A 26,558-nucleotide genomic window follows, 5' to 3' on the forward strand; every position below is an offset into this window, starting at 1 on the left:
CAAGAGCGTTGTTTCTCAGCCGCCTATGCGGCGGCTCACGCCGGGTCCCTGACAAGGAGATAGGTTGGCGCCGATTCAGACGGAAACACCTTTTTCTCCTCTACCGCCTGCGCGGCGGCTAACTGGTGGGACCCGGTGATCTCGTCAGGCCTCGCTCGGGTTTCATGACTTTTTCGGGAACATCCAGCCACTGGAAGGTAGTTGATCTCCTGACACACCCACAGGAGAACCCCCATGGCCTACGCCCGCTTTTTCCTCATGATCGCGACTTCGACCCTGCTGATGCTCGGTCTGATGTATCTGAACACCTACCTCGTCAGCCATATCTTCTGGTCGGAAACGCGGGCCTACATGGCACTGGTCATGGGGGCCGTTATGGCCTTCGTGATGCTGGCTTTCATGCTTGGCATGTATAAAAACCGGACCGCGAACATCTTGATCTTCGCCGGCTCCGTGGTCGTTTTCGCCGGGGCGCTCTGGCTGGTGCGTAGCCAGGTGACTGTGCAAGACCGTTCTTACATGAGTGCGATGATCCCGCACCATTCCATCGCGATCATGACCTCCTCCCGCGCTAATCTGACCGATCCCCGGGTGCGCGAACTGGCGGACAGCATCGTCTACGCGCAGGACAAGGAGGTCGCGGAGATGCGCTACCTGATCGCCGACATCGCCGCTAATGGTGAGGCGCAGCCGGGACCCGCCGCCGCGGCGCCGGAGCTTACGGACGCTGCCGAGGCGCTGTCGTCCGAGGTCGTCAAGACCGTCGACCCTGAGTTCCTGACCGAAGCTGATATCGCAAAGGTCTTCCCCGACGGTGTCGCCTGCCGCTTCACTTATACAGAGACCAGTCCGCCGGTGCTGGTGACGGGCGACGAGGGCGCGTTGATCCGGATCAGCGGCGACCTTGTTCGGCTTGAGGCCGACGGCGACGGCTTTGAGGCCGACCCGCTGACTGCAAAGGTCAACCAGACGGAAAACGGCGACCTGCAAGACCTGATCGTTACAGCCGGGCCCGACTACACCGCCGGGTTCCGCGGCCAGTTCACCTGCGCGAACTGAGGAGATCGACATGTCCAAGGACACCAAAAAGACGGCCGCCCTCTACCGCATGGTCATGCCGCAGCACACCTGCCCCTATGGCCTGAAGTCCAAGCATCTCCTCGAAACGCACGGCTATGATGTGGAGGACCACCACCTAAAAACTCGGGAAGAAACCGACGCGTTCATGCGCGAGCATGATGTGAAGACGACTCCGCAGACCTTCATCGACGGCGAACGGATCGGCGGCCACGACGAGTTGCGCATCTTTCTCGGGATCGTCCCGCCGAAGGAGGAGCAGAGTGACACCAGTTACCGGCCTGTAATCGCGATCTTCTCGGTCTGCGCGCTGTTGGCGCTCGGTCTGGCCTGGCATCAGTATGGCACCGTTCTGACATGGCAGAGCTTTGTCTGGTTCATCTCGCTGTCGATGTCGGCTCTGGCGATCCAGAAGTTGCAGGATGTCGAACAGTTCTCGACCATGTTCCTAAACTACGACCTGCTGGCGAAAAGATGGGTGCCTTACGGCAAGGTCTATCCCTATGGCGAGGCGCTGGCCGGCGTCCTGATGACGGCGGGGATCCTGCCGTGGATCTCGGCCCCGGTGGCGCTGTTTATCGGGACGATCGGTGCGGTGAGCGTGTTCAAGGCGGTCTACATCGACAAGCGCGAACTGAAGTGTGCCTGCGTCGGCGGGGATTCCAATGTGCCGCTCGGGTTCATCTCGTTGACCGAGAACCTGATGATGATGCTCATGGGGATCTGGATGGGCGTGCGGGCTTTTACCGGATGAACGGAAGTGTGATTGCCCGCCGCAGTTGACCTTGCAACACGCATCGCGTCATAGTTCGGTCACTTATCCGGAGGTCCCGTGCGGCATATCCTCGTCATCATCGCGCTGATCGTCACCGCCTGGGCGTTTGTGCCCGGGGCGGCACAAGCGCATGACATGCCGCATGTCGAGATGGGTGCCGGGACCATGGATAGCGAATGCGCCGACTGCTCGGGCATGGACGCCATGGGCGGGCACACCTCGGGCGTCGACTGTCACCACGCGGCGGGCTGTGGTCCGGCAGTTCATGCACTGCCGGTCTCTCTGTCGTTTACGATTGATCCGGTGGTGACCCGCACCATCCGCCCGAACGACACGATCGACGCGCGATCCATTACTCTCTCCCGCGACCTGCCACCTCCACGATCCTGACGGTTTTGAAGCCGCGCCTGCGACACTGCTCGCAGTTCATTGAGTTGTCTGGTCTGCCTGGCCGGACCCTTCGGGATCATCACCCATGAACAAGATTTTTCCCGCCGCTCTGGCCGTCGTCGCCATTGCTGGCGGAGCCTACTTCCTCACCCGGCCCACTGCCCCTGAGCCAAGCGTGCCGCCCGCCGAAGGCGAACCGCTCGTCTCGATCAAGGTGCCCGACACTCTGTCCGCCGATGCCATGATGGGGCAGCGGGCCTTCGACGCGACCTGCGCCGCCTGCCACGGGGCCGACGCAACCGGCAAGATGGGTTTTGGCCCGCCGCTGGTCCACAAGATTTACGAGCCGAACCATCACGCCGACATGGCTTTCGTGATGGCGGTGCAGAACGGAGTTCGGGCCCATCACTGGCCCTTCGGCGACATGCCCGCCCAGTCTGGGCTGACCAAGGCCGATGTTGGCAATATCGTTGCCTATGTCCGCGAACTTCAGCGCGCCAACGGGATCGAGTAACATGACCCTTCGTATGACACGACGCGCCTTCTGTGGCGCGATGGCAGGAACGGCGGGCCTTGCCGCGCTCCCTGTTCGGGCAACGGGACCACAGACGCTGACCGCCCGCGTTGCCAAAGCCCAGATCGCGCCGCCGAAATACGCTCCCACCGCGGTCTGGACATATGACGGCACCTTGCCCGGCCCGCTCCTGCGCGTCTTTCAGGGCGGGCGTGTGACCCGCCGACTGGTGAACGAGTTGCCGGTGCCGACCTCTATCCACTGGCACGGCATCCGTATCGACAATGCGATGGACGGTGTGGCCGGCCTGACGCAGGAAGCCGCCCCGCCGGGCGGAGCGTTCGATTACGACTTCGCCGTGCCGGACGCCGGGACCTACTGGTATCACGCGCATACGAACTCCTTCGAACAAGTGGCCCGTGGCCTTTCCGGTGCACTGATTGTAGAGGAGACGGATGCGCCAGATGTCGACCGGGACGAAGTGCTGGTCCTCGACGACTGGCTGCTCAACCCCGAGGACGCGCAGTTCATGGAGCCGTTCCGCCATCCGATGAGCCTCAGCCACGGCGGTCGTCTCGGCAACCTGCTGGGCACCAACGGGACCTTTGACTTCGCGCGCGAAGTGAGGGCCAACGAGCGCCTCCGTCTGCGCTTGATCAACGCCTCCAATGCAAGGATCTTCGTGCTCCGGCTGGCGGGCCTCGACGGCTGGACCGTCGCGCTGGACGGCATGCCTCTGCCCGCACCGGAGCCTGTGGAGGCCGAGCTGATCCTCGCCCCCGCTCAGCGCATCGACCTGATTGTAGATGTGACGGCGGAGGACGGTGAGACCGCGGCTCTCGTCAGGTTCGACGATGACGACCAGTGGCGACCGCAGGCGCGGTTCCCGGTCGCGGGAAAGGCGTCTGCCACCCAGCGAGACGGGCCCGCCGCCCTGCCGCCGAACCCCAATATGGCTGTGCCGGGGATCGACAGCGCGCGTCGGCTCGACATGGCCATACAGGGAGGGGCCATGGGCCGGATGTCCGGCGCCATGATGAACGGCCGCTCCATGGGGTTTCGCGAGATGGCGGGGCAAGGCCAGTTCTGGGCTCTATCCGGACAGGTCCGCATAACCGACACGCCTTTCGCCAGCCTTGTCCGGGGCGAGACGGTGCGGATGAAGCTGACCAACGACACCGCCTTTGCCCATGCAATGCACCTGCACGGGATGCATTTCCGGCAGGTGGCCGACGACGGCACGCTCGGCCCGATGCGCGACACGATCCTCAGCTATCCGGACGAGCCGCTGGAGATCGCCTTTGTCGCCGACAATCCCGGCAAGTGGCTGTTTCACTGTCACATGCTCGGCCATGCCGCGTCAGGCATGACCGCCTGGATCAATGTAAGCTAATCCCCTCAACAGGAAGGAAATATCATGAATAAATACATCGCCATCGCCCTGATCGCTACCGGCACCGCGGCCTTCGCCCACAGCGGCGTGAAGGATCCGGATGTCATGAACCGCATGATGGGCATGTCGGAACTGGCCAAGCAGATGAAGGTCATCGGCAGCATGGCCAAGGGGGCGACCGCATTCGACGCGGAAGCCATCGACGCGGCTTTGGCCAAGATCTCGGAGGAGGCGGGCTATATCCTGTCGCTCTTCGAAAAGAAGGCGCTTGATCCGAAGTCCGAGGCCCTTCCGGTCATCTGGGACGACTTCGACAGATTCACGGCACATGCAACGGAACTTGCAGATGTCTCGGGCGGGTTGGTCGGAACCATCCAGACCTCGGCGGACCTTGGACCGGCGATGCAGCAGATCGGGAAGACCTGTGGTGCCTGCCACGGGGACTTCCGCGCAAAATGAGGCTGGCCACGGTTCTGTTTGCCTGCGTTGCCACGGTGGCGCAGGCCGATCACAGCCTATCGGATCGCGACATCGAAGCCGGTGCCGCTCTCTATGCTGAGAGCTGCGCCTCCTGTCATGGCACCAAGCTGGAAGGCCAGCCCGATTGGCGCACGCCCGGAGAGGACGGCATCCTGCCCGCGCCTCCGCACGATGTGACCGGCCATACATGGCACCACGATACGCCGCTCCTCCTTGAATACACGCTCAAGGGGGGGCGGGCCGCGCTGGAGGCCCGGGGCGTGACCGGGTTCAATAGCGGGATGCCCGCCTTCGAGGACACGCTGTCCGCAGACGAGGTGCTGGATATCCTCGCCTTTATCCGGTCGACCTGGCCCGAGCGGGCGCAGGAGGCGCAGAGCCAGCGGACGCACGCCGCCAACTGACAGCCTGACTGTAGGCGCCGGTCAGCCGGCGAGCAGTTCCTTCCGGGCGGCGTAGTCATCGGCGTCGATCTCGCCACGGGCGAACCTCATGTCGAGTTCTGCCAGCGCAACGGGGGACTTGCCGCCCGGGGCGTGACCATCTATGCGGCGGACGAACCAGATGACCGCGGCCACGATCAGGCCAAGGACGATCAGCCAGAGGACCGGTCCGAACATCATGCCGGGACCGTAGCCATAGCCCCAGTTCATCATGTGATCATAGCCCTCCGGGTCTGCAAAAGCTGGTTGCGCGAGCAGTGCGAGGGGAATCGCGAGACGTTTCATGGTTTCCTCCTGGGGTGAGATATCGCGCCTTCATCGTCTGGCAGATTGAAGCGATTTTCCTTGATCCATCGCAACCACACGAGGTCGTGACACAGGAAGGGGCGCCCCGGTGTCCCGGAACGCCCCACCACGAAACTGACCGGATGGATTATTCGGTCTCGATCTCAGTGACCGTCAGCTTGCCCTTTACACGGTCGGCGACGAACTCGATCTCCTGGCCCTCGCTGAGGCCTTCCATCATCGCCGGGTCGGCGACTTCGAAGGTCATCGTCATCCCCTCCATGCCGAGGTTGGCCAGAGGGCCGTGGTCGATGGTCAGGCGGTTCCACTGGGTGTCGATCTTGGTGATCTTGCCCATGCTCATCTCCATGGTGCCATGGGCGGCATCATGAGATCCGGCGTGGTCGCCCGACGCGATGGCCGCAGTCGCGGTAAAGAGTGTCACGGCCAGCGTGATCATAGTTTTCATTTCTTTTGTCCTTTCAAGACGAGAGGGGATGCGCCCGGACAGGCCGGGCGCCGGGGGAAATCAGCCGCGACGCACATGGTCGCGGGGAGAGATGATGGTTTCGGGGCTGGTGTTGCGTGCCTCCTCGGGAAGCTCGCCGGTCCATTCCCAGGCTTCGGTGCCCGGCGGGTTTTCATACCAGCCGGGGTCCGAATAATCGCCGGGCGCAATACCGTCACGCACCTTCACGACGCTGAACATGCCGCCCATCTCCAGCGGGCCATAGGGGCCCCAGCCGGTCATCATCGGCACGGTGTTCTCGGGAATCTCCATCGACATTTCACCCATGTCGGCCATTCCGGCGGTGCCCATGGGCATGTAGCCGCGCGTTTCGCGCCGGATCATGCCGGTGAGCTTGCGTTTGTCGGCCCCGATGAAGGTCGGAAGGTCGTGGCCCATGGCGTTCATCGTGTGATGGCTTTTGTGGCAATGGATCGCCCAGTCGCCTTCGTGGATGGCATCGAACTCGTAGGCGCGCATGGCGCCCACGGGGATGTCGATGCTGACCTCGGGCCATCGGGCGCTCTCGGGCACCCAGCCGCCGTCGGTGCAGGTGACCTCGAAATCGTAGCCGTGCATGTGGATCGGGTGGTTCGTCATGGTCAGGTTGCCGCAGCGCACCCGCACCCGGTCGCCTTTGTTCACGACCAGCGGATCAATGTCCGGGAAGATCCGGCTGTTCCAGGTCCACATGTTGAAGTTGGTCATCTCGGCCACGCGCGGGATGTAGGTGCCCGGATCGATGTCGTAGGCGGCCAGCAGGAATGCGAAGTCCCGGTCGACCGGCATGAAGGCCGGATCGCGCGGATGCACGATGAAAAGACCCATCATCCCCATTGCCATCTGGACCATCTCGTCAGCGTGCGGGTGATACATGAACGTCCCGGACTTGGTCAGGTCGAACTCGTAGACGAAGGTCTTGCCGGGCGGGATCGCCGGGTGCGACAACCCGCCGACACCGTCCATGCCCGAGGGCAGGATCAGCCCGTGCCAGTGGACCGAAGTGTGCTCGGGCAGGCGGTTGGTGACGTAGATGCGCACCCGCTCGCCCTCCACTGCTTCGATGGTCGGGCCGGTGGACTGACCGTTGTAGCCCCAGAGCCGCGCCATCATGCCATTGGCCATGATCCGTTCTACCGGCTCGGCAACCAGATGGAACTCCTTCACATTGCCGTTCATGCGCCAGGGCAGCGACCAGCCGTTTAGCGTCACGACAGGGTTGTAGTCCGGGCCGTTGGACGGGCGCGGGGGCACCTGCGTGTTGGGGCTGTCATAGCTCGCCGCTTCGGGCAGGTCCCGGAACCGGGTCTGAGCCTGCGCGGCAGAGGCCATGGCAAGGCCGGCCCCACCAGCAAGAAGTTGTCTGCGGTTCATTCTGCACCTCCTGTCGCGCCACCCCAGATGGCGGCGGTCATGGCTGCTTCGGCGTGCCAGTAATCGGCCTTCGCCTCGGCATAGCTGAGTTCGGCTTCGAGGCCCTCGCGGGCGTCGGTGATTAGTTCGAAGGTTGAGGTCAGCATGCCGTTGTAGGACTTCAGCGCCTCCGCATCGATGGTCCGGCGCAGCGGCAGAACCTCATCACGCCAGTGCCGGGCAATGTTGTATTTGCCGGTAACGGCGGCATGGGCCGACCGGGCCTCGGACCTTGCATTCACCGCCGCCTGCGCCAGTTCGTTCGCCGCGCGCATGTAGGCCAGCTCTCCCCGGCGGCTGGTCAGCTTGCCGGTGTCGTAGAGCGGGATTTCGAAGCTCGCTTCCAGCACGCGCGAGGTCTCCGTCTCCCGTCCCGTGGGCGTGTCGGACCGCTCGACCTCTGCGCCTGCGGTGATCTCGATATCCGAGAGCATCCGCGTCTGACCCTCCAGCCGGTATTCCTGGGCGATGGCCTCCAGCTCCAGCTTCCCGATGGCGAGATCGGTGCGGTGCTCCAGCGCCAGCTTCTCGACATCCGACCGGCCGGGCCTGCGACCGGGCAGTCCCGGCAGCCGATCCGGCACATAGAAGTCGATATCCGCACCCCAGAGCCCCATGAGCCGGGTCAGCTTCTCCTTCGCCAACTGCGCCTCCAGCCGGGCATCCGCGCGTTCGGCGGCAAGTTCGGCGGTAAACACATGTTCCCGCGCCTGATCGGCCCGGTTCATCGCCCCTGTGCGCCCCAGTTCGGCAGCCAGCTCCGACGCCGCATCCGCCGTTCCCTGCGCCCGCCCGACCAGCGCGGCGGCCTCGAAGGCCGCGACCGCGTCGATCCAAGCCTGACGCGTCTCTGTAGCCAACGCGATCGTCGCCCCAAGGGCGGCAAACTGCGCCTGCTGGAACTTCGTCTGTGCAATCGCGCGGCGGGGCTTCACGGTCGCCGCGTCGAGGATCGCGCCCGTCACCACAGCTTCCAGCGGCCGGGCCAGCCCGACCTCGCCTATCCCTGAGATGGTTACGCCGAAGGAGGGCACCGGACCCATGGCAACCTCCCAGAGGTCCGCCGCCGAGAGCCCCAGATCGGCATAGGCCGCCTGAAGACCCCGATTGTTCATCAGCGCCACTTGCACGGCGGTGTCGGGTCCGATGGTCTTCCGGTGCACAAGCGTGCGGGCGCGAGCCTCGTTCGCGGCCACCTCAGCAGCCGACTGCGCCCAGACGCCCGACGCGCCGGTGGCCTGTTTCGTCCCGCTCGACACCAGCGAGAACCCTGCACCTGGGGCCGAGGCCTGACCAACCAGCCCCGCATCCGCACAGGCCGCGAGGGCCAGCGGCACAAGCGCCACGCCTAACTTGAGTGTTCTGTTCATGACGACCCTCCCGGCGCTTGCGCATTATTCAGTTGGCGCCAGTCGCCCGGTGCTTCGATGGAGCGTGAGTTATGCGCGACGGCGGGGCCGGCTGGGGCCGCGCGTGCGGTCATTGGATCGGCGGCCCGAGTGAGGGGCGCGGCGAGAGGGGGCTCGAACGTCTGTGAACAGCCCGCGAGCGCAAGCGGCACGGCGGCCGCCAAAAGAATCTTCATGATTGGTCTCCAGAAGGGATCAGCAAGGCGGGCGCTGGACAGCGCCCTACGACAGCTCGATCACACTTTTGGAGGTCTACGCAGCCCGTTCGGCTCCGTCAGTTCGGTCAGGTCGGACGACGACAGGTCATGCGGCGCACTCGACGCGATCTGGCCACTGCCCAGCATTGCGGGCATCACCGTCAGCTCAGCCACGCAAGCATGATCGCAGCAGATCGGCGCCGAATCCGTCGAGGCCTCATCCGAAGTCTGAACCACCTGATGCATGCCGTGGTCCGCGCCATGGTAGGAATGTTCCATCGAAGCAGCCGAAGTCTGTTGCGCGGCATGCTGCATGTTGACGCTCGCCTGCTGTTCGCAAAGCATGGAGCCGGACATGGCCATGACGGCGACCGGAGCGGCCACCATCATCAGCCCGGTCAGGGCCAGGAAAAGTGCGAACAGGAATCTCTTCATCGTATTCGCATCATTCCGTAGCAAGAGTGTCGTGGCAAGTCACAAGCGCTTCACCAGCCTGGGCAAAGGTGCAAACCCGCCGCTGTGGTCGGACCCGCCGATTTATTGAGCCTTACGCACAACTTTGAGAGCTCTGAGACGCTGGTGCGCCGTCTCGGGGCGAGTGGGATACACAGTGAACACATCGTATCCGACCTCAAGATCCACCTTGCATCCCAACAATCCGAGCAAGCGATTTGCTTCGGCCCGAATGCAGCGGCGCCGGTCGCGTTGATCGTCAACGCCGTAGACCTCGATAAATGCAAATCCTGAGCCTGGCCGATAGTGGGCCTGTGCGGCAAGCCGGAGAGATGGCAGGTCCGGATTGTCTGCTCTCATGGCTGCCTCGACGAAACCGAGCAGCGTTTGTCTGTCTGGGGTATCCATGCGGCGTTCCTTACACGGGGGCGAAACCCAACATTGGCCCGAAGCGGCATCGACGAAGCGATTTCCCGGGAAACTGCACGCATCAATGGAAAGATCGTCAAATCTGGGTCCGTGGGCGGGTTTGGCGCGGTTGGGGGGGAACGGGAAAAGGGCCTTATTTCGGCTATGTCGGTCCCCCAGCCTTCGGCAAGGCTTCGCCCCCTGTAGCGGGCACGGACCTGTCTCACTGAAAAAATGCCGCCAGAGTCGTGAAATCCGCAGAAATCGTTGGTTTTCCCTTCCGATACCAGGTTGCACGAGACATGCCTTGCGCTGTCCATGGCATCTCTCTCGAGATGGTATTTGCATCGAGATATTCCGCCCGTGACACGGCGCCGGCGGCGGCGCGGCGCTCTCGTTCCCGTTCGGCCTTCCTGCGACGCCGTTCTTTGGGCGAATACACCTGCTGGAGCTTCAGTGCGCGCGCCTCCTCATCTGTGATATCGAGAAGATGAGCGACCTGAGCGCCGGAGTAATGATACCTGCCGTCATCCAGCGGACATACCGTCCGAGGCCGCGCCGCACGGTCCTCCGCGTTCCGGACAATGCTGCGGACTTCTGTCGCGGGAAGGCCGGGCGTCGCGACGGCGGCCATCCTTGCGATCGCCGTCGCAATATCGCGTGGCTCGCGGAGGTGTGTCAGGCAGGTCGCGTAGAGATGCAGGAAGATGTTGCGGCGGCCTTCTGGGACTTGGCCTCCCCAGAGGACGCAAAGCTTGTCGAGGTCATTCAGGACCTGCTGGAACCGCGCCGCGGGGGTAAGCCCTGAGTCTGTTGACCGACGCTTTCCCGTCTTCATATGCCGCAGCTTGCGTTTCTGAAGCTGGCACCGCGTAGGCCGGCCAAGGGTCGTGTAAATGGCGTCCTCCAGGGCGTCGTAATCGTAGCGCAGGAGCGTTCCGCCGACAACGCGGACGACACGGCCGGACTTCGGATTGATGCTGCCAGGGAGGCGGAAAACGCGTGCGGTATCCGAACACGACTTATCGGCGCCGGCACTCCTGAACAGGGTGATAAGGCCATGGATTGCCGCGCGCCATCGTGCCCGCACATGGGGTGGCAACGGTCGTATGAGCCAGATAGCGGCGAGGCCGCGCCCGGTCGCGTTCAGCAGCGAAGGCATTGGCAACCCCGCAGTCTCGCATATCTCCCTGACCTTGGCGCGCCATGCGGCCGGGTCCGCCACAAGGCCAGTTGGAGCGAGATCGGCGTCGAGATCGACGAACATCGCGTTCAGTGCGGCAAGGCGCATATCTTCCCGATGGCCGTGAAAACGGTTCAAGGAGACAAAGGCCGTTCGCTCTGTTGCGCAGGTCGCATAGAAAGGCGCGGCCGCGATCTCTGAGATCTTGCTCTCGGCCCGGTCTTTCCGGTCCGCGATTAGAAAGTTTACCTTGCCGATCGAAGCTTCGGGGTGCAGCAGGCGCACATAGTCCGAGGTAGCCATGCCAGACGCGACCGGCGTCGCGTCAACGAGTGTGAGTGTGTCGAGGTGTTCCATTGCAGGAAACTGGTTCGCGCGACGGGTTCATCCAAATGGGCCGCACGGCGGTAAAGGGGCAGTTCATTACCGCATGCCCCAAGGCCTTGCCCGTCGTCGCTTCCAGTTGCTCTCAAAGGATCAAGCGCTGGCCGTTGCCTTTGCGAAGGCGTGTAAGATCTGCTTCGAGCTGCTCAATGTGTTGCTCCAGCACGCCGATGACGGCCTCCAGGTCCGCGACGGTCGTGGTATGCTCGATCAACGACTTCTCCATCGCTTGAAGCCGAACCTGATAGGGCTTCGCCGTCTGGGCTCTTACGACCTCGGTCAGGGTGCGCAGTGCATCCTTATGCGCCTGCTCGGCCTTGGCCAGCTCAGGTGAGCTATCTTCTTCCATGACCTGTCGAGGGAGATCCAACAGCCCCGCGGCAATCATCTCCTGATAGGTTTTCCAGGCTGTCAACGACTGGCCGCGACGCCCGAGCTTGTTGAACAGATTTGCACGCGTCGGGGTTTCGCCAGCGGCCATTAAGGCCATTACGGCGGCGAAAACTTCATCGTGGGAATAGGCTGGGGTCTGCATGAGGAACTCCTGTAAACAGCGAAAGGAGTTCAGGACTTGGTTACGATTGTTGTTGCCGACTTCGCCACAACACGTTTCTGATCCAGCGCCTTTGAGATGGTCGGAAGCTAAGAATCTCACATGCTCATGAGCTTGCTGGGGACCAAGATGCGTGTGCCGCTTGACCTGAGAACGGATGCAGAACTTACTTCTTGGAGCTGATGCTGACCTATGGTAAGTTATTCGCAAGATATGGTGCGGCTCAGGTGGTCGTCGGGCAGATTTAGTGGTTTCGGGCCAATGTCGAGCAAAGGGCGCGACCTCAAGGATGAAGTGAAGTTCCCCGTCCAGGCTGTGATCGCGGCGCACGCTTTCGCCTTCGCCGGTTGCGTAGGAGGCGTAAGTTTTTTTGACATGCAGCTTCCCACGACCCTTCAGCATCTCCTTGAGCCTGTCGGCGTTGCGGCAGGGACGGCCGTCGTGATGGAGATAACTCGGCTGTTCGTGCTCGGATTGCTGTCTGCGCGTTGGCGGGATCGCATCGCACATATGCGGTTCAAGGCTCCGCTCCCGGGTTCATGGGCATTCTCGAAAATCGCAGCTGAAGATTACCGAGTAGATCTGGAGGCGCTCCGGAGCGAATACGGACCGCTTCCTGCGGATCCAGTTGAACAGAACCGGCTCTTCTACCGCATGAGTAAAGCGGTCGGAGACGACCCAGGTGTCTGCAACGCCCACAAGTCTTATCTTGCGGCGCGCGATATCGCAGTGATCTGCTGGCTCGCACTGATACCACTTAGCATGGCTGCGTTCATTCTCGCCCCTCGGAGCAACGGCGCGGCCATTTACGCGGCCGGACTGGCCCTGGTCGCTATCGCTGCATCGGTGATCACGCGAAACTACGGGGTCCGTTTCGTGCAGAATGTCCTTGCCGCAGTAACGGCGGCGCCATCCATCAGTCGCCCTGCCAGTAGTGAGGTCTTGTCATGCACATAACCATCCATGATGTCGATCATGGCTTCTGCGCGTTGGTAGAATGCCCGAATGGTGCGAGATACATGATCGACTGCGGGCGGGCCAAGCGTCCCGGATGGTCGCCCTCAGTGCATTATGCCGGCACCGCGATCGACTTGCTGGTGATCCAGAACCTCGATGAGGATCATGTCGAGGACCTCTCCGAGTTACTACGGACGGTAACTGTCCGCAGCGTATTCAGTAACCCGACAGTAACCGCAAGCGCTCTCGCCTCGATGAAGCCCGATGGGATGCGGACGGGTGTGTCGACCGCGCACAATGTCCTGAGGGACTTCGGTCCGGGTCTGATCGGGCGGTGGCCTGACACCGGCGAAGTTCAAGTCGTTCATTTCTACTGCCGATTTGGGACGCACTTCACGGAAACGAACGACCTGAGCCTGGCGACCTTCTTCAGGTGGGGAAACTTCACGATCCTTTTCGGTGGCGACCTTGAAACGGCAGGGTGGCAGATGATGCTGAGAAATCAGGAGTTCCAGCGGCTTCTGGTAGGCACCCAGGTGTTCGTGACTTCTCATCACGGGCGTGAAAACGGGAGATGCGCCGAGTTATTTCAGATCATGCGCCCGGATATTGCGGTGATATCGGACGACGCCATCCAATATGGCACGCAGGAAAAATCTACGCAGTGGTATCGTGACAGGGTAAAGGGGATCCCGGTTCTCGGAACCGAAAACGCATACGGTATTCGCGACAAGCGACATGTCCTTACCACCCGGCGTGATGGGACTATCTCTATCGCAGTAGGAGCGTGGGGCAACTACCTCGTCACGCCCGAGAAGGTTCAGAATGAACTCACGCTCGGCGAAATCCTCGGCACCTTCGGTCGCAATGCATTGTCGAAAGACAGTCAGGTAGCATAGCGGCCTGCGTCAGTCATTTCGGCCATCCCAAGCCCCGCCAGCGTCTCCAGCAGCGACTCGACCGAACCGGCGCAGCCGCGGCGGAAGGTGCGGGCGATGGTTTCGGCGTCGGCCTCGCCAAGGGACTTCAGCGCCTCGCTTTCGGCAGTGATCTGTTCCGGCAGGATCTTGAGCCAGGCGGCATTGCCGGTCTTGGAGCCGGTAGGGATCTCCAACCTGCCAGTCTTGGCCCGGGCGTCACGGCCGTCGGGCAAGCCGAACCCTCATCACCGCGTTGCGAACGACGCCTCCGAACCGACGCTGCCATTTTCTCTACGGAAAATGTGTAGCAAAATGTGGAGCAAAAGTTCGCCCCGAGGAAGGGGCTTGCCCTTAAAGTCTTTGCTTTTCAGGATGTTGCCATCACCCGTAGGGGTGAAAGTGGCGGAGAGACAGGGATTCGAACCCTGGGACCCCGTGAAGGGTCAACGGTTTTCGAGACCGCCCCGTTCGACCACTCCGGCACCTCTCCGCGGGGGTCTGGGAGGTCCGTCTAACGGCCTTTGTGATGCCACGCAAGGGGCCTTTTGCATTGCGTGTGGACGGAAATGACCTACCTAATGGACAAGCCGTTACACCACGCAAAACCAACCGGAGGTGTTGATCGTGACGCGTCCCGCTTTCTCTGTCCGTGCCCTCTTCGGGCTGATCCTGTCCCTGGCTCTTCTCGCCCTGCCTGCCGCCGCGGCGGATCGCAGCAAGGTGCAGGCCTTTCTCAAGGTGACGGGGTTCGATGTCGCCCTCGAAAGCATCAAGCTTTCCGCCGAAGATGCGCCGCGCATGCTGGACCTCGATGCGCAGGATTTCGGCGCGTCCTGGACCTTGATGAGCCGCGATGTCTTTGACGTGCAGGAGATGCAGTCCGACGCCGTCAATATCCTGGAGCAGGCGCTGAGCGACGAAGCCCTGGCCCATGGCGCGGAATTCTACGCCTCCGACCTTGGTCAGCGGCTGGTGGAGGCCGAGAACAGCAGTCACATGCGCGACCGCGATGACAAGCGCGACGAGGGCGGGCGGCTTCTGGCCGAGATGCAGGAGAATGAACCCGAGCGGCTGGAGTTGCTGGAACGCATGCTCGATGCCATCGGCTCCGAAGAGCAGGGGCTGCGGGCGGCCAATGAACTGGAGGTGCGCTTCCTGATGGCCGCGCAGCAGGCCGGGGTGATCCGCCTGCGCGTGGACGAGCAGGGGCTGCGCGCCGCCCAGGCGGAAAATGCCGAGGAGACGATGGAGGCGATGCGCATCGCCGGGCTGGCCTCGTCAGCGGCGACCTATCAGGACTTCACCAATGACGAGATCGAGGCCTATGCCGAGGCGCTCGAAGCGCCGCTGATGCAGGAGGTCTACGAATTGATGAATGCGGTGCAGTTCGAAATCATGGCCGATCGCTATGAAGAGGTCGCCTCCCGCCTTGCCGAACTGAATCCGGGTCAGGAATTGTGACACGCCTTCGCACGGTCGGGCTGGCCCTTCTCGTCGCCTGCGTCGGCCTGATCGCCGCGCCGGTCCGGGCTGACGGCACCCAAACGCCCGCCGCATCGGTGGAACGCATCTGGCAGGTGATCGACATGCCCGCCACGCTCGACCTCCTGCGCGAAGAGGGGCTGGAGATGGCCCAGGGCGTTGCCGATGAATACCTTCCGGCCCGGCGCGGTGATGGCTGGAGGCGGTCGGTGGAGGAGATCTTCGACCCCGCCGCGATGACCCGTCTGATGACCGAGGGCTTTGCCGCGGATTTCCAGGCAACCGACCCCGCTCCGGTCATCGCCTTCTTCGACAGCCCGCTCGGCCATCGGATCATCGCGCTGGAGTTGTCCGCCCGCCGCGCCTTCCTCGACCCCGATACCGAGGCGGCGGCGCGGGAGCGTGTCTCCTCCGGTCAGATCCCGCCGGAGCGGGCCGCGCTGATCGACGCCTTCATCGCGGTAAACGACCTTGTCAGCTTCAACATCCAGGGGGCGCTCAACACGAATTTCGCCTTTCTCAGCGGGCTGGCGACATCGGAACTGTTCGAGATGACAGAGGCGCAGATCCTCGACCGCGTCTATGGCAACGCCGAGGAGACGCGGACCGACACCGAGGAATGGCTGCGCGCCTATCTCACGATGGCCTATCAGCCGCTGGACGATGCGGAACTGGAGGCCTATGTCGCCTTTTCCGAGCGTCCCGAGGGGCGGCGGCTGAACCGGGCGCTTTTCGCCGGCTTCGGCGCCATGTATGACGTGCAATATCATGCACTTGGTCTTGCTGTGGCCCGACAGTTGGGGGCGCAGGACCTCTGAGCCCGCCGGACCGGCCTGTTTCGGCACCCAGGAATGGTCCAAGACCCTTGACTTGACCCCCGATCCACCGTATTCGCCCGCAACCTGACGGGCAATCGGCCCGGTCGGGTGATGTTCAATTCGCCCCTGGAAGGGCGCGCCGTTCGAAGGTGGGGAAACCCGGAAACGCCTGTGTTGCAGGGACCAGAGGACGCGGTAGAAAAGGAAAATGCCCATGTTTGCGGTCCTCAAGACCGGTGGCAAGCAGTATCGCGTCAAATCCGGCGATATGCTCCGCGTGGAAAAGCTGGCAGCGGATGCTGGCGAAAAAGTTCAGTTCAACGAAGTTCTGATGCTCGGCGGTGACGATCTCGTCGTCGGTGCGCCCCTGGTTGATGACGCGGCCGTTCAGGCCGAGGTCGTCGACACCGTGAAGGGCGACAAGGTCATCAACTACGTCAAGCGCCGCCGCAAGCACTCGTCGCAGCGGACCCGTGGCCACCGCCAGCAGCTGACCCTGCTGCGCGTGACCGAGATCCTCGCCAAGGGCGCGGGCAAGTCGGGCGTGAAGGCGGCTATCGGCGCAGGCTCCGTCACCGTGACGGCCGCTGCCCCCAAGGCAGAGAAGAAAGCCGCCCCGAAGAAGGCCGAAGCCAAGGCAGAGGCCCCGAAGGCCGAAGCGCCCAAGGCCGCCGCGGCTGACGATCTGACCGAAATCAACGGTGTCGGCCCCGCCGCACTGAAAAAGCTCAACGAAGCTGGCATCACCACCTTTGCCCAGCTTGCTGCCATCGACGCGGACAGCTTTGACGCCGTCAAAGTCAAGCCCGAGTGGATCGAGCAGGCCAAAGAGCTGTCCAAAGGCTAATAGGAGAGAACGATATGGCACATAAAAAAGCTGGCGGTTCTTCCCGCAACGGTCGCGACTCAGCCGGTCGCCGCCTTGGCATCAAGAAATACGGTGGCGAAGCCGTCATCCCCGGAAACATCCTGTGCCGTCAGCGCGGCACCAAGTGGTGGCCGGGCGAAGGCGTGGGTCTGGGCAAGGACCACACCATCTTTGCAACCGTCGAAGGCAACGTGAAGTTTCACAAGGGCCTCAAGGGCCGCACCTTTATTTCGGTCCTGCCAGCGGCGGAGGCCGCAGAGTAAGCCGACCTTCAGGTTGATGAGACATCAGGGGGATCGGCAAATCGCCGGTCCCTTTGCCGTTTGGGGGGACATGGTCCTGGGGAGGAAACGATGGAAGACGCATTGACGTTGATACCGGAAATCGCGGGTGAGGGCCTTGTGCTGCGCCCCCTGCGCCGGTCAGACGCGGGCCTGATCGAGCTTTACGGCTCGGACGAGCGGGTCGCGCGCATGACCACCCGGATCCCGCATCCGCTGCCACCCGGCATGACCGAGGATTTCGTGACCCGCGCCATGACCAGCCCGGATACCGAGATGATCTGGGCCATGGATGCCTCCTCCGTCGGCGGGCCGGAACTGCAGGGCGTCATCAGCCTGGCGCCGATGGAACCGGGCGCCACCGCAGGCGGGTCGCAGTCCGAAATCGGCTATTGGGTCGCCCCGGCCTGGTGGAACACCGGCCTTGCCTCCGCGGCCGTTCAGGCGCTTATTGCGGCCAACCCCCTAGGCAACGCCGCTATCTTTGCCTCGGTCTTTCAGGACAACCCGGCCTCGGCCCGTGTCCTGACCAACGCCGGTTTCGCCTATGTGGGCGACGCCGAAAGCTTCTCGGTCGCCCGCAATGCCAAGGTGGCCACCTGGACCTATGTCCGAAAACTGAATTGAGCCGCAGGCGCAGCTAAGCTAAGCGACCTTTGCGGCAGGAGAGAAAGATGAAATTCCTCGATCTCGCAAAGGTCTATCTCCGCTCCGGGTCCGGCGGAAACGGGGCGATTTCGTTCCGCCGCGAGAAATACATCGAATTCGGCGGCCCCGATGGCGGCAATGGCGGACGCGGCGGCGATGTCGTGGCCGAGGCGGTCGAGGGGCTGAACACCCTGATCGATTTCCGCTATCAGCAGCATTTCTTCGCCCAGAACGGGCAGGGCGGGATGGGGCGCCTGAAGACCGGCAAGGACGGCGAGGACATCGTGCTGCGCGTCCCCGTTGGCACCGAGATCCTAGAAGAGGACGGCGAGACCCTGATCGCCGACATGACCGAGCTGGGCCAGCGCGTCGTGCTGGCCGGGGGCGGCAACGGCGGCTTTGGCAACGCGCATTTCAAGACCTCCACCAACCAGGCCCCGCGCCGCGCAAATCCGGGGCAGGAGGCGGTGGAGCGCACGGTCTGGCTGCGCCTGAAATTGATCGCGGATGCCGGCCTGCTTGGCCTGCCCAATGCGGGCAAGTCCACCTTCCTTGCCGCGACCTCCAACGCGCGACCGAAGATCGCCGATTATCCCTTTACCACGCTGCACCCCAATCTGGGCGTGGTCGGCGTGGACGGGGCGGAATTCGTTGTCGCCGATATTCCCGGATTGATCGAGGGCGCCTCCGAAGGGCGGGGTCTGGGTGATCTCTTCCTGGGTCATGTCGAACGTTGCTCCGTCCTGCTGCACCTGATCGACGGCACCGCCGATGATGTCGCGGGCGATTACCGCACTATCATCAACGAGTTGGAGGCCTACGGCGGTGCGCTGGCCGAAAAGCCCCGGGTGACCGTCCTCAACAAGGTCGACAGCCTGGATGACGAGCTGCGCGAGATGCAGCGCGACTTCCTCGAAGACGCCGTGGGCGGCCCGGTGATGATGATGTCCGGCGCCTCCGGCGAAGGCGTGACCGAGGTGCTGCGCGCCCTGCGGGATCGCATCAGCGCCGACCGCCTGCGCGAGCGGCAGGAGGACGCGGGGGAGGACAAACCGTGGCAGCCCTGACCGGCCTTTCGGACGCCCGCCGCATCGTCATCAAGATCGGCTCGGCCCTGCTGGTTGACCGTGCCACCGGGTTGCTGCGCGGCGAATGGCTGCAAAGCCTGGCCGATGATGTCGCCATGCTGCGCGGACGCGGGCAGGATGTGGTGCTGGTGTCCTCTGGCTCCATCGCGCTTGGCCGCGGGGTGCTGGGGCTGGGGCTGGGCGTCCTGTCGCTGGAACAGGCGCAGGCCGCCGCCGCCACCGGCCAGATCACCCTCGCCGCCGCCTATTCCGAGGCGCTTGGCCGTCATGGGCTGACCGTCGGCCAGGTTCTTGTGACGCTGGAGGACAGCACGGACCGCCGCCGCTACCTCAACTCCCGCGCGACGCTGGAAACGCTGCTTGGCTTCGGTGTGGTACCGATCGTCAACGAAAACGACACGGTCGCCACGGATGAGATCCGCTATGGCGACAACGACCGGCTGGCGGCCCAGGTGGCCGTCACCGTGGGCGCGGACCGGCTGGTGCTGCTGTCCGATGTCGATGGCCTCTACACCGCCAATCCCGCGCTGGACGCCACGGCGGTTCGGCTGGACCAGGTGGTCCAGATCACGCCGGAGATCGAGGCGATGGCAGGCGATGCGGGCTCCGGCCTGTCGAAGGGTGGGATGAAGACCAAGGTCATGGCGGCCAAGACCGCCACCGCAGCGGGTTGTGCCATGGCGATCACCCACGGCGCCCGGATGAACCCGGTCAGGGGGCTGGAGGACGGCGCCGCCGCCACCTGGTTCGTGGCCAAGGGCGACCCCTCCACCGCGCGCAAGGGCTGGATCGGGGCGATGAAGCCCAGGGGCCGGCTGATCCTGGATGCGGGCGCCGTTGCCGCCATCCGCCAGGGCAAATCCCTGCTCCCCGCCGGCGTTGCCCGGGTCGAGGGGCGTTTCGGTAGGGGCGACCCGGTGGAGATCGTCAGCCCGAACGAGGAGGTTTTGGCCCAGGGCCTCACGCGCTATACCTCGGTCGAGGCTTCGCTGATCGCGGGCCACCGGTCCGCAGAAATAGAAGAGCTGCTCGGCTATCCCGGCCGCGCGGCACTCATCCATCGCGACGACTTGGCGATGCTGGCTCATCTGGAGTGAAAGGAAAGCGAAATGAAGGATTTGGATGACATTCCTCAGGTAATGCATGACATGGGCGCCAAGGCCCGTGCCGCCGCTGCAGAGCTCGCCTTCGCCACGCCAGAGAGCAAATCCGCCGCGCTCAACGCCGCTGCCGAGGCCTGCTGGAGTCGCCGGGACGAGATCATCGCCGCGAACGAAAAGGACATGGCTTACGGCGTAGACAAGGGTCTGTCGCCCGCCATGCTCGATCGTCTGAAACTGGACGAGGACCGGATCAAGGGCATCGTCGAGGGGCTGCGCCTGGTCGCCGCCCAGAGGGACCCGGTCGGAGAGGTGATCGCGGATTGGGACATGCCCTCGGGCCTGAACATCCGCCGCGTCCGGACGCCTCTTGGCGTGGTCGGCGTCATCTATGAAAGCCGCCCCAATGTGACCGCCGACGCCGGGGCGCTCTGCCTCAAGGCCGGCAATGCGGTGATCCTGCGCGGGGGGTCGGAAAGCTTCCACAGCTCGCGCGCCATCCATGCCTGCCTTGTTGACGGGCTGGTCCAGGCGGGTCTGCCCAAGGATGCGGTGCAACTGGTCCCGACCCGCGACCGCGCGGCGGTGGCCGAGATGCTGACCATGACCGACCATATCGACGTCATCGTGCCGCGGGGCGGCAAGGGTCTGGTCGGACTGGTCCAGCGCGAGGCGCGCGTGCCGGTCTTTGCCCACCTCGAAGGGATCTGTCACGTCTATGTCGACGCCAAGGCCGATCCCGCCATGGCGCTGGAGATCGTCCTGAACGCCAAGACACGGCGCACGGGGATCTGCGGGGCTATGGAATGCCTGCTGATCGACCAGGCCTTTTACGCCGACCACGGTCCGATCCTGATCGAGGCGTTGACTAAGGCGGGGGTCGAGGTGCGCGGCGACGATACGCTGGCGCAGGTTAACGGTGTAAGTCCGGCGAGCGAGGCGGATTTCGGCAAGGAATTCCTCGACATGATCTGCGCCGCGAAACTGGTCGACGGTGTCGACGGCGCAATCGACCACATCCGCACCTATGGCTCCGACCATACGGATGCGATCGTGACCGCGCATCAGCCGACCGCCGACCGCTTCTTTCAGCGGCTCGACAGCGCAATCCTGATGCACAACGCCTCCACCCAGTTCGCCGATGGCGGCGAGTTTGGCATGGGCGCGGAAATCGGCATCGCCACCGGCAAGATGCACGCCCGTGGCCCCGTCGGGGCCGAGCAATTGACCAGCTTCAAATACCTTGTGGAGGGCAACGGGGCCGTGCGCCCCTGACGCCGGACGAGATCAGAGGGGGAGGCGGATCACCGTCTCCTCCCCATCCCGCGCGACCTGCGCCCGCTGACCCCGGGCGTTCATGAGGGCAATGAGCAGCGGAAACTGCACATGGGCGGGCAGGGTGGTCTCCGCCTGCGGCGTGCCACGTGCCAGTTGCGTCCAAAGCGCCGCGTCGGGCCTGTCCGTCTCGGCCGGGCCACGGGCGAGCCAGGCGGAATCTTCTTTCACAATATGGATCGCACCGCCGTGCGGCATGGCGCTTTCCAGGCACATCATGGCCAGGAACAGGCATTGCAACTGCGGGCGCGAACAATCCTCGCTGCCCGGCCAGTGATAGCTGACCCGGCTGGCGCGGCCCATGTCCTCCAGCACCGAGCGGATTTCCGTATGTCCGACCGCCTGCCCGTCGCTGGCCATGCCAAAGGCGATCCGCAAAAACCTGATCCGGGCGGAGGCGTTGGCCACGCTTTCCTCGATCAGCGCCATTTCCGGGCCTGCCTGCCCCTCCATCGCCAGCAGTTCGATCCCGTTCTGAATAGCGCCCACGGGCGAAATCAGATCATGGCAGATCCGCGACCCTATCAGCCGGGCAAGTGTTTCGCTATCCTGTGACATGGCACTCTCTCATTGATCGAAGGCGGCACCCCCGTATGGACGACCTCAATTCACTACTCGAACCCGGCATGCGCGTCACCCATCCCGATCAACCGGACTGGGGCGTGGGCCAGGTTCAATCCAATATCGGGGGACGGATCACCGTCAACTTCCCCGAGGCGGGCAAGGTGGTGATCGACGGCCGCCGCGTCGCACTGATCCCCCAGTTCACCTGACGGCCCGTTAACCAAACACCACCACACGCGCGCAGGATGCCTGAACATCCTTACCCAATCGTTAACAGCCTCCCGACTGGGATTGCCCTTCGCCCCCCCGGGCCCTAAACCACCGCAACCATGAGCAGCAGCCCCGACCGGATGCCCGACACAAGTCAGCACTTCACCGTCCGTCTTGCCCGCAACGAGGCAGAGCTGGAGGCCGCGCAGCACCTCCGCTACCAGGTCTTTGTGCGCGAGCTGGGCAGCGATGGTGACCTTGTCGATCACGAGGCGCAGCTGGAGCGGGACCGCTTCGACCCCTTTTTCGATCACCTCCTCCTCCTCGACACAGCGCGGGGGGAGGAGATCCGCGATCAGGTCGTCGGTGTCTATCGCCTGCTGACCGAGGATGGCGCCGCGCAGATCGGGCAGTTCTATTCCGAGGACGAATATGACCTCACCGTGCTGCGCCGCTCGGGCCGCAAGCTGCTGGAACTGGGCCGGTCCTGCCTGCATGCGGATTATCGCGGCGGCATGGGCATGTTCCACCTCTGGACCGCTTTGGCCGATTACGTGCGCGAGCGGGGGATCGAGATTCTCTTCGGCACGGCCAGTTTTCACGGCACCGATATAGCGGAGTTGGCGGAGCCCCTGTCGCTTCTCCATCACCGCCACCTCGCCCCGCCGGGGCTGCGGGTGCGGACGCAGTCCGAGGCCTTTCAGACCATGGACCTGATCCCCGAAGACAGGCTGAACCGCCCCGCCGCCATGCGCGCCGTTCCCGCGCTGATCAAGGGTTACCTGCGACTGGGCGGCTTCGTGGGCGAGGGTGCCTATGTCGATCACGCCTTCAACACGACGGACGTCTGCCTGATCCTCGATACCGAAAAGATGAGCGCGGCGCAGGCCCGTATCTATGGGGGCAGCCAGTGATCTGGGACCCGGATAAGGCCCCCGCGCCGCAACCCGCCCTGGACGCGGCGACGAAATTCCGCTTCATCCTGCGCGCCATTCCCTTTGGCACCATCTGTTTCGGCACGCTCGCCATCCTGCTGATCCTGCGCCAGCCCGAACGCTGGATCTACGGCATGCGCCGCCCCTTCACCCCCTACCTGACGCAGTTCGTCTGCCACAGCTTCTTTGTCATCTCCGGCATGCGGTTTTCGCACCATGGCAAACCCATGCCGGAACACGGGGCGATCGTCGCCAATCACTCCTCCTGGCTGGATATCTTCACCCTGCATGCGGCCAAGCGGATCTACTACGTCTCCAAGGCCGAGGTGCGCGGATGGGTCGGCATCGGCTGGCTGGCGCGGGCCACCGGGACGATCTTCATCAACCGGGTCCGGGGCGAGGCGAAGGCGCAGGAACAGGTCTTTCGCGATAGATTAACTCTTGGGCACAAGCTGTTGTTTTTCCCGGAAGGAACCTCGACCGACGCTATGCATGTCCTGCCCTTCAAGACCACGCTGTTCGCCGCCTTCTACCACCCGGACTTACGGGATAAGTTGAGCGTTCAGCCGGTCACCGTCATCTATCGCGCCCCCGATGATAAGGAGCCGACCTTCTACGGATGGTGGGGCGATATGGACTTTGGCTGGTCGCTGGTCCGCATCCTCGGCGCGCGCCGTCAGGGCAGTGTCGAGGTGATCTACCACACGCCCCTGCGCGTCGCGGACTACCCCGATCGCAAGGCGCTCGCCAAAGCCTGTGAAGAGATCGTCAGAAACGCCATGCCGCCGGAGCGGCGGTCACTGGAGGCCTGACAGCAGATCCGCCAGCGCGGCGGCGGGATCCTCGGCCTTCCAGATCTCCGGGCCGATGCCGAAGAAATCCGTGACCGGGCCAAGCTGTGTCACCAGCGCCCGGCTCAGCCCGCCTTCGGCCACCACGGGCACTTCGATCATCTGCGACCACCATTCGAAGATCTCGAAATCCGCCGCCTCGCCATCCGCCAGTGCCGTGGCCCCGACGGGACCGAAGCTGACGTAATCCGCCCCGGCCTCACCGGCGGTCATTCCGTCATGGCGCGAGGCGCCGCAGAAGCTGCCGACAATCGCGTCATTGCCCAACTGCTTGCGCGCCTTGCGCACCGACCGGGCGCCATCGGACAGATGCACCCCGTCCAGCCCATGCCGTTCCGCCAGCAGGATATGGTTGTCGATCACCAGCGCCACGTCACGCTGATGACAGACCTCGCGCAGGGTATCGGCGGCCCGCGCGATTTCCCCTTCGTCATGCGAGGCGAGCGCAAGGCGGACGCAGGCGATCTCCGCCGCGTCCAGCACGCCGCCAAGCGCCTCGGCAAAGCTGCTCAGCTCAAAATCCGGGGGGGAAATCAGGTAGATCTGCGGCCGCTCGGGGGCCTGTTCATCCTGGGCCATGGGGAATCTCCGTCAAGTTGCGGCGGTATACCTGCGAAACCTTGGCGGCGCAAAGGCTTGTTCCCCGCGCGCCCCGGCGCTAACAGGCCTGAGCAGCAAGGAGTGCCCATGTCCCAGCCCGTCTTCGTCCTCATCCGTCCCCAGATGGGAGAGAACATTGGCGCCGCCGCCCGTGCCATGTGGAATTTCGGCCTCGACCGGATGCGCCTCACCGCGCCGCGCGACGGCTGGCCCAATCAGAAGGCCGTCGCCATGGCCTCCGGCGCGGGTCGCCTGCTGGACGAAGCCGGGCTTTTCGACACCACGGCCGCCGCGCTGGAGGACCGCACCCATGTCTTTGCCACCACGGCGCGGCCCCGAGGCCTGACGAAACCCGTGGTCACCCCCGAGCGCGCCATGGAAATGGCGACGGAAATGATCGGACGTGGCGAAAAGGTCGCCGTCCTGTTCGGCCCAGAACGCGCCGGGCTGGAAAACGACGACATCGTGCGCGCCAACACGATCATAAACGTGCCGGTGAACCCCGATTTCGCCTCCCTCAACCTCGCGCAATGCGTGCTGCTTTGCGCCTATGAATGGCGCCGCCAGACGGTGGAGACCCCGGCGGAGCGCACCGACATGGCGGGCACCGACTGGGCCACCGGGGTCGAGGTCGAGAAGCTGGCGGAGCACTACGAAGAGCGGCTGGAGGAGGCGGGGTTCTTCTTCCCCGACCACAAGGCCGAGACGATGAAACTGAACCTGCGCAACCTCTGGTCGCGCATGCCGCTGACCCGCGCCGATGTGCAGACCCTGCATGGCGTGATGCGCCAGATGGTCCGCTGGAAGACCCGCGACAGCTAGGCGCAACCGCTGGACGGGGCAGGGCGGCGGCATTACCTTCGCGTCGATTGGGCGCCGAGACTGATGAAGAGGCAGACAATGGCCGAGAAACGCAAGCTTTTCGAAGAGGTCCAGACCGACACCCGACCGGAGGTTCAGACCGGCGGCATCGACCGGGCGAAACGCGGTGCGCGGGGGGCGATCCGTATCTGGCTGATGGTGCTCTTCGCCCTCGTCGTCGTGATGATCGCCGTGGGCGGGCTGACCCGGCTGACCGACAGCGGCTTGTCGATCACCGAATGGAAACCGCTGACCGGCGCGCTGCCCCCGATGAACGAGGCCGACTGGCAGGCCGAATTCGAACTCTATCAGCAGATCCCCCAATTCCAGCTTCAGAACGCATGGATGGAACTGCAGGATTTCAAACAGATCTACTGGTGGGAATGGGGCCACCGGCAGCTTGGCCGGGTGATCGGCCTGGTCTGGGCGCTTGGCTTTGTCGGGTTTCTGGCGTTTCGGAAAATTCCGACCGGATGGACCGGACGTCTCGTCTGGATTGGCGCGCTTGGCGGTATTCAGGGTGCAATCGGCTGGTGGATGGTGTCTTCAGGGCTCGAGGGCACGATGCTCTCGGTCGCCTCCTACCGGCTGGCTGTTCATCTGGGCCTGGCCTTCGTGATCCTCGGCTTCATCGCCTGGTATGTGCTTCTGCTCGGGCGACCGGAGCGCGATTTGATGCAGGCCCGCCGCTCCCGCGATGCGAAACTCTTTTCGCTCGGCACCGGCTGGATGCACTTCGCCTTCCTTCAGATCGTGATCGGCGCGCTGGTCGCCGGCATCGACGCCGGGCGCAGCTATACCGACTGGCCCACCATGGGCGGCGGTTTCCTGCCCCCCGATCCGCTGATGCTGGAGCCCGCATGGCGTAATTTCCTGGAAAACCCCGGCCTCGTGCAGTTCATCCACCGGATGACAGGCTACCTGCTTCTGGCCTTCGGGATCATGGTCTTCCTCAAATCCCGCCGGGCCGCGAACCGGGTGACCGCCGGGGCCTTCCTGGTCGCCTTCATCGCGCTGGTCGGTCAGATCGCCCTCGGGATTTACACTGTAATCTCCGCCGCCCAACTCCATGTCGCCCTGACGCACCAACTGCTGGCCGTGGCGCTTTTCGTGCTGATCCTGCGCGCGCGCTTCCACGCCGCCTATCCCGTTCCCCAATCCGTCCGAGGTTAACC

Annotated in this window: 33 protein-coding genes and 1 tRNA gene; 22 read left to right on the forward strand and 12 right to left on the reverse strand. The window is 63.8% G+C overall.

The features are described 5' to 3' along the window. The first annotated feature begins 234 nt into the window (after positions 1-234). The 7 genes from ACFC2Y_RS11035 (at position 235) to ACFC2Y_RS11065 (ending at position 5,033) form a co-directional block, all read left to right on the forward strand. A complete protein-coding gene (locus tag ACFC2Y_RS11035) occupies positions 235-1,059 on the forward strand; it encodes a DUF6692 family protein (RefSeq protein WP_353337872.1) in 825 nt (274 codons plus the stop codon). A 10-nt stretch (positions 1,060-1,069) separates the two neighbouring features. Next, entirely contained in the window at positions 1,070-1,831 is a 762-nt protein-coding gene (locus tag ACFC2Y_RS11040) for a MauE/DoxX family redox-associated membrane protein (RefSeq protein WP_375173008.1), read from the forward strand. Between the two features lie 78 nt (positions 1,832-1,909). Beyond that, entirely contained in the window at positions 1,910-2,242 is a 333-nt protein-coding gene (locus ACFC2Y_RS11045) for a hypothetical protein (RefSeq protein WP_043752642.1), read from the forward strand. A gap of 85 nt (positions 2,243-2,327) precedes the next feature. Then, positions 2,328-2,756 carry a cytochrome c gene (locus ACFC2Y_RS11050; RefSeq protein WP_353337874.1) on the forward strand — a complete coding sequence of 143 codons (429 nt, stop codon included), beginning with the start codon at positions 2,328-2,330 and terminating at the stop codon, positions 2,754-2,756. A 1-nt stretch (position 2,757) separates the two neighbouring features. Beyond that, positions 2,758-4,149: a multicopper oxidase family protein gene (locus tag ACFC2Y_RS11055; protein WP_375173007.1), complete on the forward strand. Its 1,392-nt coding sequence runs from the start codon at positions 2,758-2,760 to the stop codon at positions 4,147-4,149. Between the two features lie 24 nt (positions 4,150-4,173). After that, the gene (locus ACFC2Y_RS11060) at positions 4,174-4,608 is read left to right on the forward strand and encodes a cytochrome c (RefSeq protein ID WP_353337875.1); all 435 of its coding nucleotides are present in this window, start codon (positions 4,174-4,176) and stop codon (positions 4,606-4,608) included. Continuing rightward, positions 4,605-5,033, forward strand: coding sequence for a c-type cytochrome (locus tag ACFC2Y_RS11065; RefSeq protein WP_353337876.1), 429 nt, complete (start codon positions 4,605-4,607; stop codon positions 5,031-5,033). The genes ACFC2Y_RS11060 and ACFC2Y_RS11065 overlap by 4 nt, the downstream gene beginning before the upstream one ends. Before the next feature lie 21 nt (positions 5,034-5,054). Here the strand turns inward: ACFC2Y_RS11065 and ACFC2Y_RS11070 are convergent, their stop codons facing one another. The 8 genes from ACFC2Y_RS11070 to ACFC2Y_RS11105 all read right to left on the reverse strand — a co-directional run bounded on the left by ACFC2Y_RS11070 (position 5,055) and on the right by ACFC2Y_RS11105 (position 11,847). Next, positions 5,055-5,357: an SHOCT domain-containing protein gene (locus tag ACFC2Y_RS11070; protein ID WP_375173006.1), complete on the reverse strand. Its 303-nt coding sequence runs from the start codon at positions 5,355-5,357 to the stop codon at positions 5,055-5,057. A gap of 148 nt (positions 5,358-5,505) precedes the next feature. Then, a complete protein-coding gene (locus ACFC2Y_RS11075) occupies positions 5,506-5,826 on the reverse strand; it encodes a copper-binding protein (protein WP_353337878.1) in 321 nt (106 codons plus the stop codon). A 60-nt stretch (positions 5,827-5,886) separates the two neighbouring features. Beyond that, complete coding sequence (locus ACFC2Y_RS11080; protein WP_353337879.1) at positions 5,887-7,239, reverse strand: copper oxidase; 1,353 nt, start codon at positions 7,237-7,239, stop codon at positions 5,887-5,889. Then, the gene (locus ACFC2Y_RS11085) at positions 7,236-8,648 is read right to left on the reverse strand and encodes a TolC family protein (RefSeq protein ID WP_375173005.1); all 1,413 of its coding nucleotides are present in this window, start codon (positions 8,646-8,648) and stop codon (positions 7,236-7,238) included. The genes ACFC2Y_RS11080 and ACFC2Y_RS11085 overlap by 4 nt, the downstream gene beginning before the upstream one ends. 275 nt (positions 8,649-8,923) lie before the next feature. Next, positions 8,924-9,319 (reverse strand): hypothetical protein, encoded by a 396-nt coding sequence (locus ACFC2Y_RS11090; protein ID WP_353337881.1) that lies wholly within the window; start codon positions 9,317-9,319, stop codon positions 8,924-8,926. A 102-nt stretch (positions 9,320-9,421) separates the two neighbouring features. After that, positions 9,422-9,745 (reverse strand): hypothetical protein, encoded by a 324-nt coding sequence (locus ACFC2Y_RS11095; RefSeq protein ID WP_043752666.1) that lies wholly within the window; start codon positions 9,743-9,745, stop codon positions 9,422-9,424. Positions 9,746-9,968: 223 nt separating this feature from the next. Then, positions 9,969-11,285 carry a hypothetical protein gene (locus ACFC2Y_RS11100; RefSeq protein WP_353337882.1) on the reverse strand — a complete coding sequence of 439 codons (1,317 nt, stop codon included), beginning with the start codon at positions 11,283-11,285 and terminating at the stop codon, positions 9,969-9,971. A gap of 112 nt (positions 11,286-11,397) precedes the next feature. Next, positions 11,398-11,847 carry a hypothetical protein gene (locus tag ACFC2Y_RS11105; RefSeq protein ID WP_370272964.1) on the reverse strand — a complete coding sequence of 150 codons (450 nt, stop codon included), beginning with the start codon at positions 11,845-11,847 and terminating at the stop codon, positions 11,398-11,400. A 279-nt stretch (positions 11,848-12,126) separates the two neighbouring features. On the opposite strand from ACFC2Y_RS11105, the gene ACFC2Y_RS11110 reads away from it, so the two are divergent. Beyond that, positions 12,127-12,822: a hypothetical protein gene (locus ACFC2Y_RS11110; protein WP_375173004.1), complete on the forward strand. Its 696-nt coding sequence runs from the start codon at positions 12,127-12,129 to the stop codon at positions 12,820-12,822. Then, on the forward strand, positions 12,813-13,721 hold the full coding sequence (locus ACFC2Y_RS11115; protein ID WP_375173003.1) for a ComEC/Rec2 family competence protein: 909 nt from the start codon (positions 12,813-12,815) through the stop codon (positions 13,719-13,721). Before ACFC2Y_RS11110 ends, ACFC2Y_RS11115 begins: the two co-directional genes overlap by 10 nt. Here ACFC2Y_RS11115 and ACFC2Y_RS11120 read toward each other — a convergent pair. Next, positions 13,709-13,975, reverse strand: coding sequence for a hypothetical protein (locus ACFC2Y_RS11120; RefSeq protein WP_375173002.1), 267 nt, complete (start codon positions 13,973-13,975; stop codon positions 13,709-13,711). The genes ACFC2Y_RS11115 and ACFC2Y_RS11120 overlap by 13 nt on opposite strands. 167 nt (positions 13,976-14,142) lie before the next feature. Continuing rightward, a tRNA-Ser gene (locus ACFC2Y_RS11125) sits at positions 14,143-14,232 on the reverse strand. 134 nt (positions 14,233-14,366) lie between these two features. Between ACFC2Y_RS11125 and ACFC2Y_RS11130 the strand changes: the two genes are divergently transcribed. The 8 genes from ACFC2Y_RS11130 (at position 14,367) to ACFC2Y_RS11165 (ending at position 21,302) form a co-directional block, all read left to right on the forward strand. Further along, positions 14,367-15,203 carry a DUF2059 domain-containing protein gene (locus ACFC2Y_RS11130; RefSeq protein ID WP_375173001.1) on the forward strand — a complete coding sequence of 279 codons (837 nt, stop codon included), beginning with the start codon at positions 14,367-14,369 and terminating at the stop codon, positions 15,201-15,203. After that, positions 15,200-16,042, forward strand: coding sequence for a DUF2059 domain-containing protein (locus ACFC2Y_RS11135; RefSeq protein ID WP_375173000.1), 843 nt, complete (start codon positions 15,200-15,202; stop codon positions 16,040-16,042). Before ACFC2Y_RS11130 ends, ACFC2Y_RS11135 begins: the two co-directional genes overlap by 4 nt. A 214-nt stretch (positions 16,043-16,256) precedes the next feature. After that, positions 16,257-16,889, forward strand: coding sequence for a 50S ribosomal protein L21 (locus ACFC2Y_RS11140; protein WP_375172999.1), 633 nt, complete (start codon positions 16,257-16,259; stop codon positions 16,887-16,889). 14 nt (positions 16,890-16,903) lie between these two features. After that, positions 16,904-17,173, forward strand: coding sequence for a 50S ribosomal protein L27 (gene rpmA / locus ACFC2Y_RS11145; protein WP_375172998.1), 270 nt, complete (start codon positions 16,904-16,906; stop codon positions 17,171-17,173). 90 nt (positions 17,174-17,263) lie between these two features. After that, on the forward strand, positions 17,264-17,818 hold the full coding sequence (locus tag ACFC2Y_RS11150) for a GNAT family N-acetyltransferase (protein WP_375172997.1): 555 nt from the start codon (positions 17,264-17,266) through the stop codon (positions 17,816-17,818). Positions 17,819-17,865: 47 nt separating this feature from the next. Beyond that, complete coding sequence (gene obgE, locus ACFC2Y_RS11155; RefSeq protein ID WP_375172996.1) at positions 17,866-18,906, forward strand: GTPase ObgE; 1,041 nt, start codon at positions 17,866-17,868, stop codon at positions 18,904-18,906. Next, positions 18,903-20,024: a glutamate 5-kinase gene (gene proB / locus ACFC2Y_RS11160; RefSeq protein WP_375173723.1), complete on the forward strand. Its 1,122-nt coding sequence runs from the start codon at positions 18,903-18,905 to the stop codon at positions 20,022-20,024. Before obgE ends, proB begins: the two co-directional genes overlap by 4 nt. A 12-nt stretch (positions 20,025-20,036) precedes the next feature. Next, on the forward strand, positions 20,037-21,302 hold the full coding sequence (locus ACFC2Y_RS11165; protein ID WP_375172995.1) for a glutamate-5-semialdehyde dehydrogenase: 1,266 nt from the start codon (positions 20,037-20,039) through the stop codon (positions 21,300-21,302). 12 nt (positions 21,303-21,314) lie between these two features. Here the strand turns inward: ACFC2Y_RS11165 and ACFC2Y_RS11170 are convergent, their stop codons facing one another. Then, positions 21,315-21,920 carry a histidine phosphotransferase family protein gene (locus ACFC2Y_RS11170; protein WP_375172994.1) on the reverse strand — a complete coding sequence of 202 codons (606 nt, stop codon included), beginning with the start codon at positions 21,918-21,920 and terminating at the stop codon, positions 21,315-21,317. 35 nt (positions 21,921-21,955) lie between these two features. Here ACFC2Y_RS11170 and ACFC2Y_RS11175 point away from each other — a divergent pair, with 35 nt between their 5' ends. The 3 genes from ACFC2Y_RS11175 to ACFC2Y_RS11185 all read left to right on the forward strand — a co-directional run bounded on the left by ACFC2Y_RS11175 (position 21,956) and on the right by ACFC2Y_RS11185 (position 23,883). Next, positions 21,956-22,135 (forward strand): DUF3553 domain-containing protein, encoded by a 180-nt coding sequence (locus ACFC2Y_RS11175; RefSeq protein WP_375172993.1) that lies wholly within the window; start codon positions 21,956-21,958, stop codon positions 22,133-22,135. Positions 22,136-22,255: 120 nt separating this feature from the next. After that, a complete protein-coding gene (locus ACFC2Y_RS11180; protein ID WP_375172992.1) occupies positions 22,256-23,050 on the forward strand; it encodes a GNAT family N-acetyltransferase in 795 nt (264 codons plus the stop codon). After that, on the forward strand, positions 23,047-23,883 hold the full coding sequence (locus ACFC2Y_RS11185) for a lysophospholipid acyltransferase family protein (RefSeq protein WP_375172991.1): 837 nt from the start codon (positions 23,047-23,049) through the stop codon (positions 23,881-23,883). The genes ACFC2Y_RS11180 and ACFC2Y_RS11185 overlap by 4 nt, the downstream gene beginning before the upstream one ends. Here the strand turns inward: ACFC2Y_RS11185 and ACFC2Y_RS11190 are convergent. Further along, a complete protein-coding gene (locus tag ACFC2Y_RS11190; protein WP_375172990.1) occupies positions 23,869-24,501 on the reverse strand; it encodes a thiamine phosphate synthase in 633 nt (210 codons plus the stop codon). The genes ACFC2Y_RS11185 and ACFC2Y_RS11190 overlap by 15 nt on opposite strands. Before the next feature lie 108 nt (positions 24,502-24,609). Here ACFC2Y_RS11190 and ACFC2Y_RS11195 point away from each other — a divergent pair, with 108 nt between their 5' ends. After that, a complete protein-coding gene (locus tag ACFC2Y_RS11195) occupies positions 24,610-25,344 on the forward strand; it encodes an RNA methyltransferase (RefSeq protein ID WP_375172989.1) in 735 nt (244 codons plus the stop codon). 78 nt (positions 25,345-25,422) lie between these two features. Beyond that, complete coding sequence (gene ctaA, locus ACFC2Y_RS11200) at positions 25,423-26,556, forward strand: heme A synthase (RefSeq protein ID WP_375172988.1); 1,134 nt, start codon at positions 25,423-25,425, stop codon at positions 26,554-26,556. Positions 26,557-26,558: the final 2 nt, after the last annotated feature.

It is taken from the genome of Pseudooceanicola sp., assembly GCF_041987405.1.
GTDB lineage: Bacteria > Pseudomonadota > Alphaproteobacteria > Rhodobacterales > Rhodobacteraceae > Pseudooceanicola.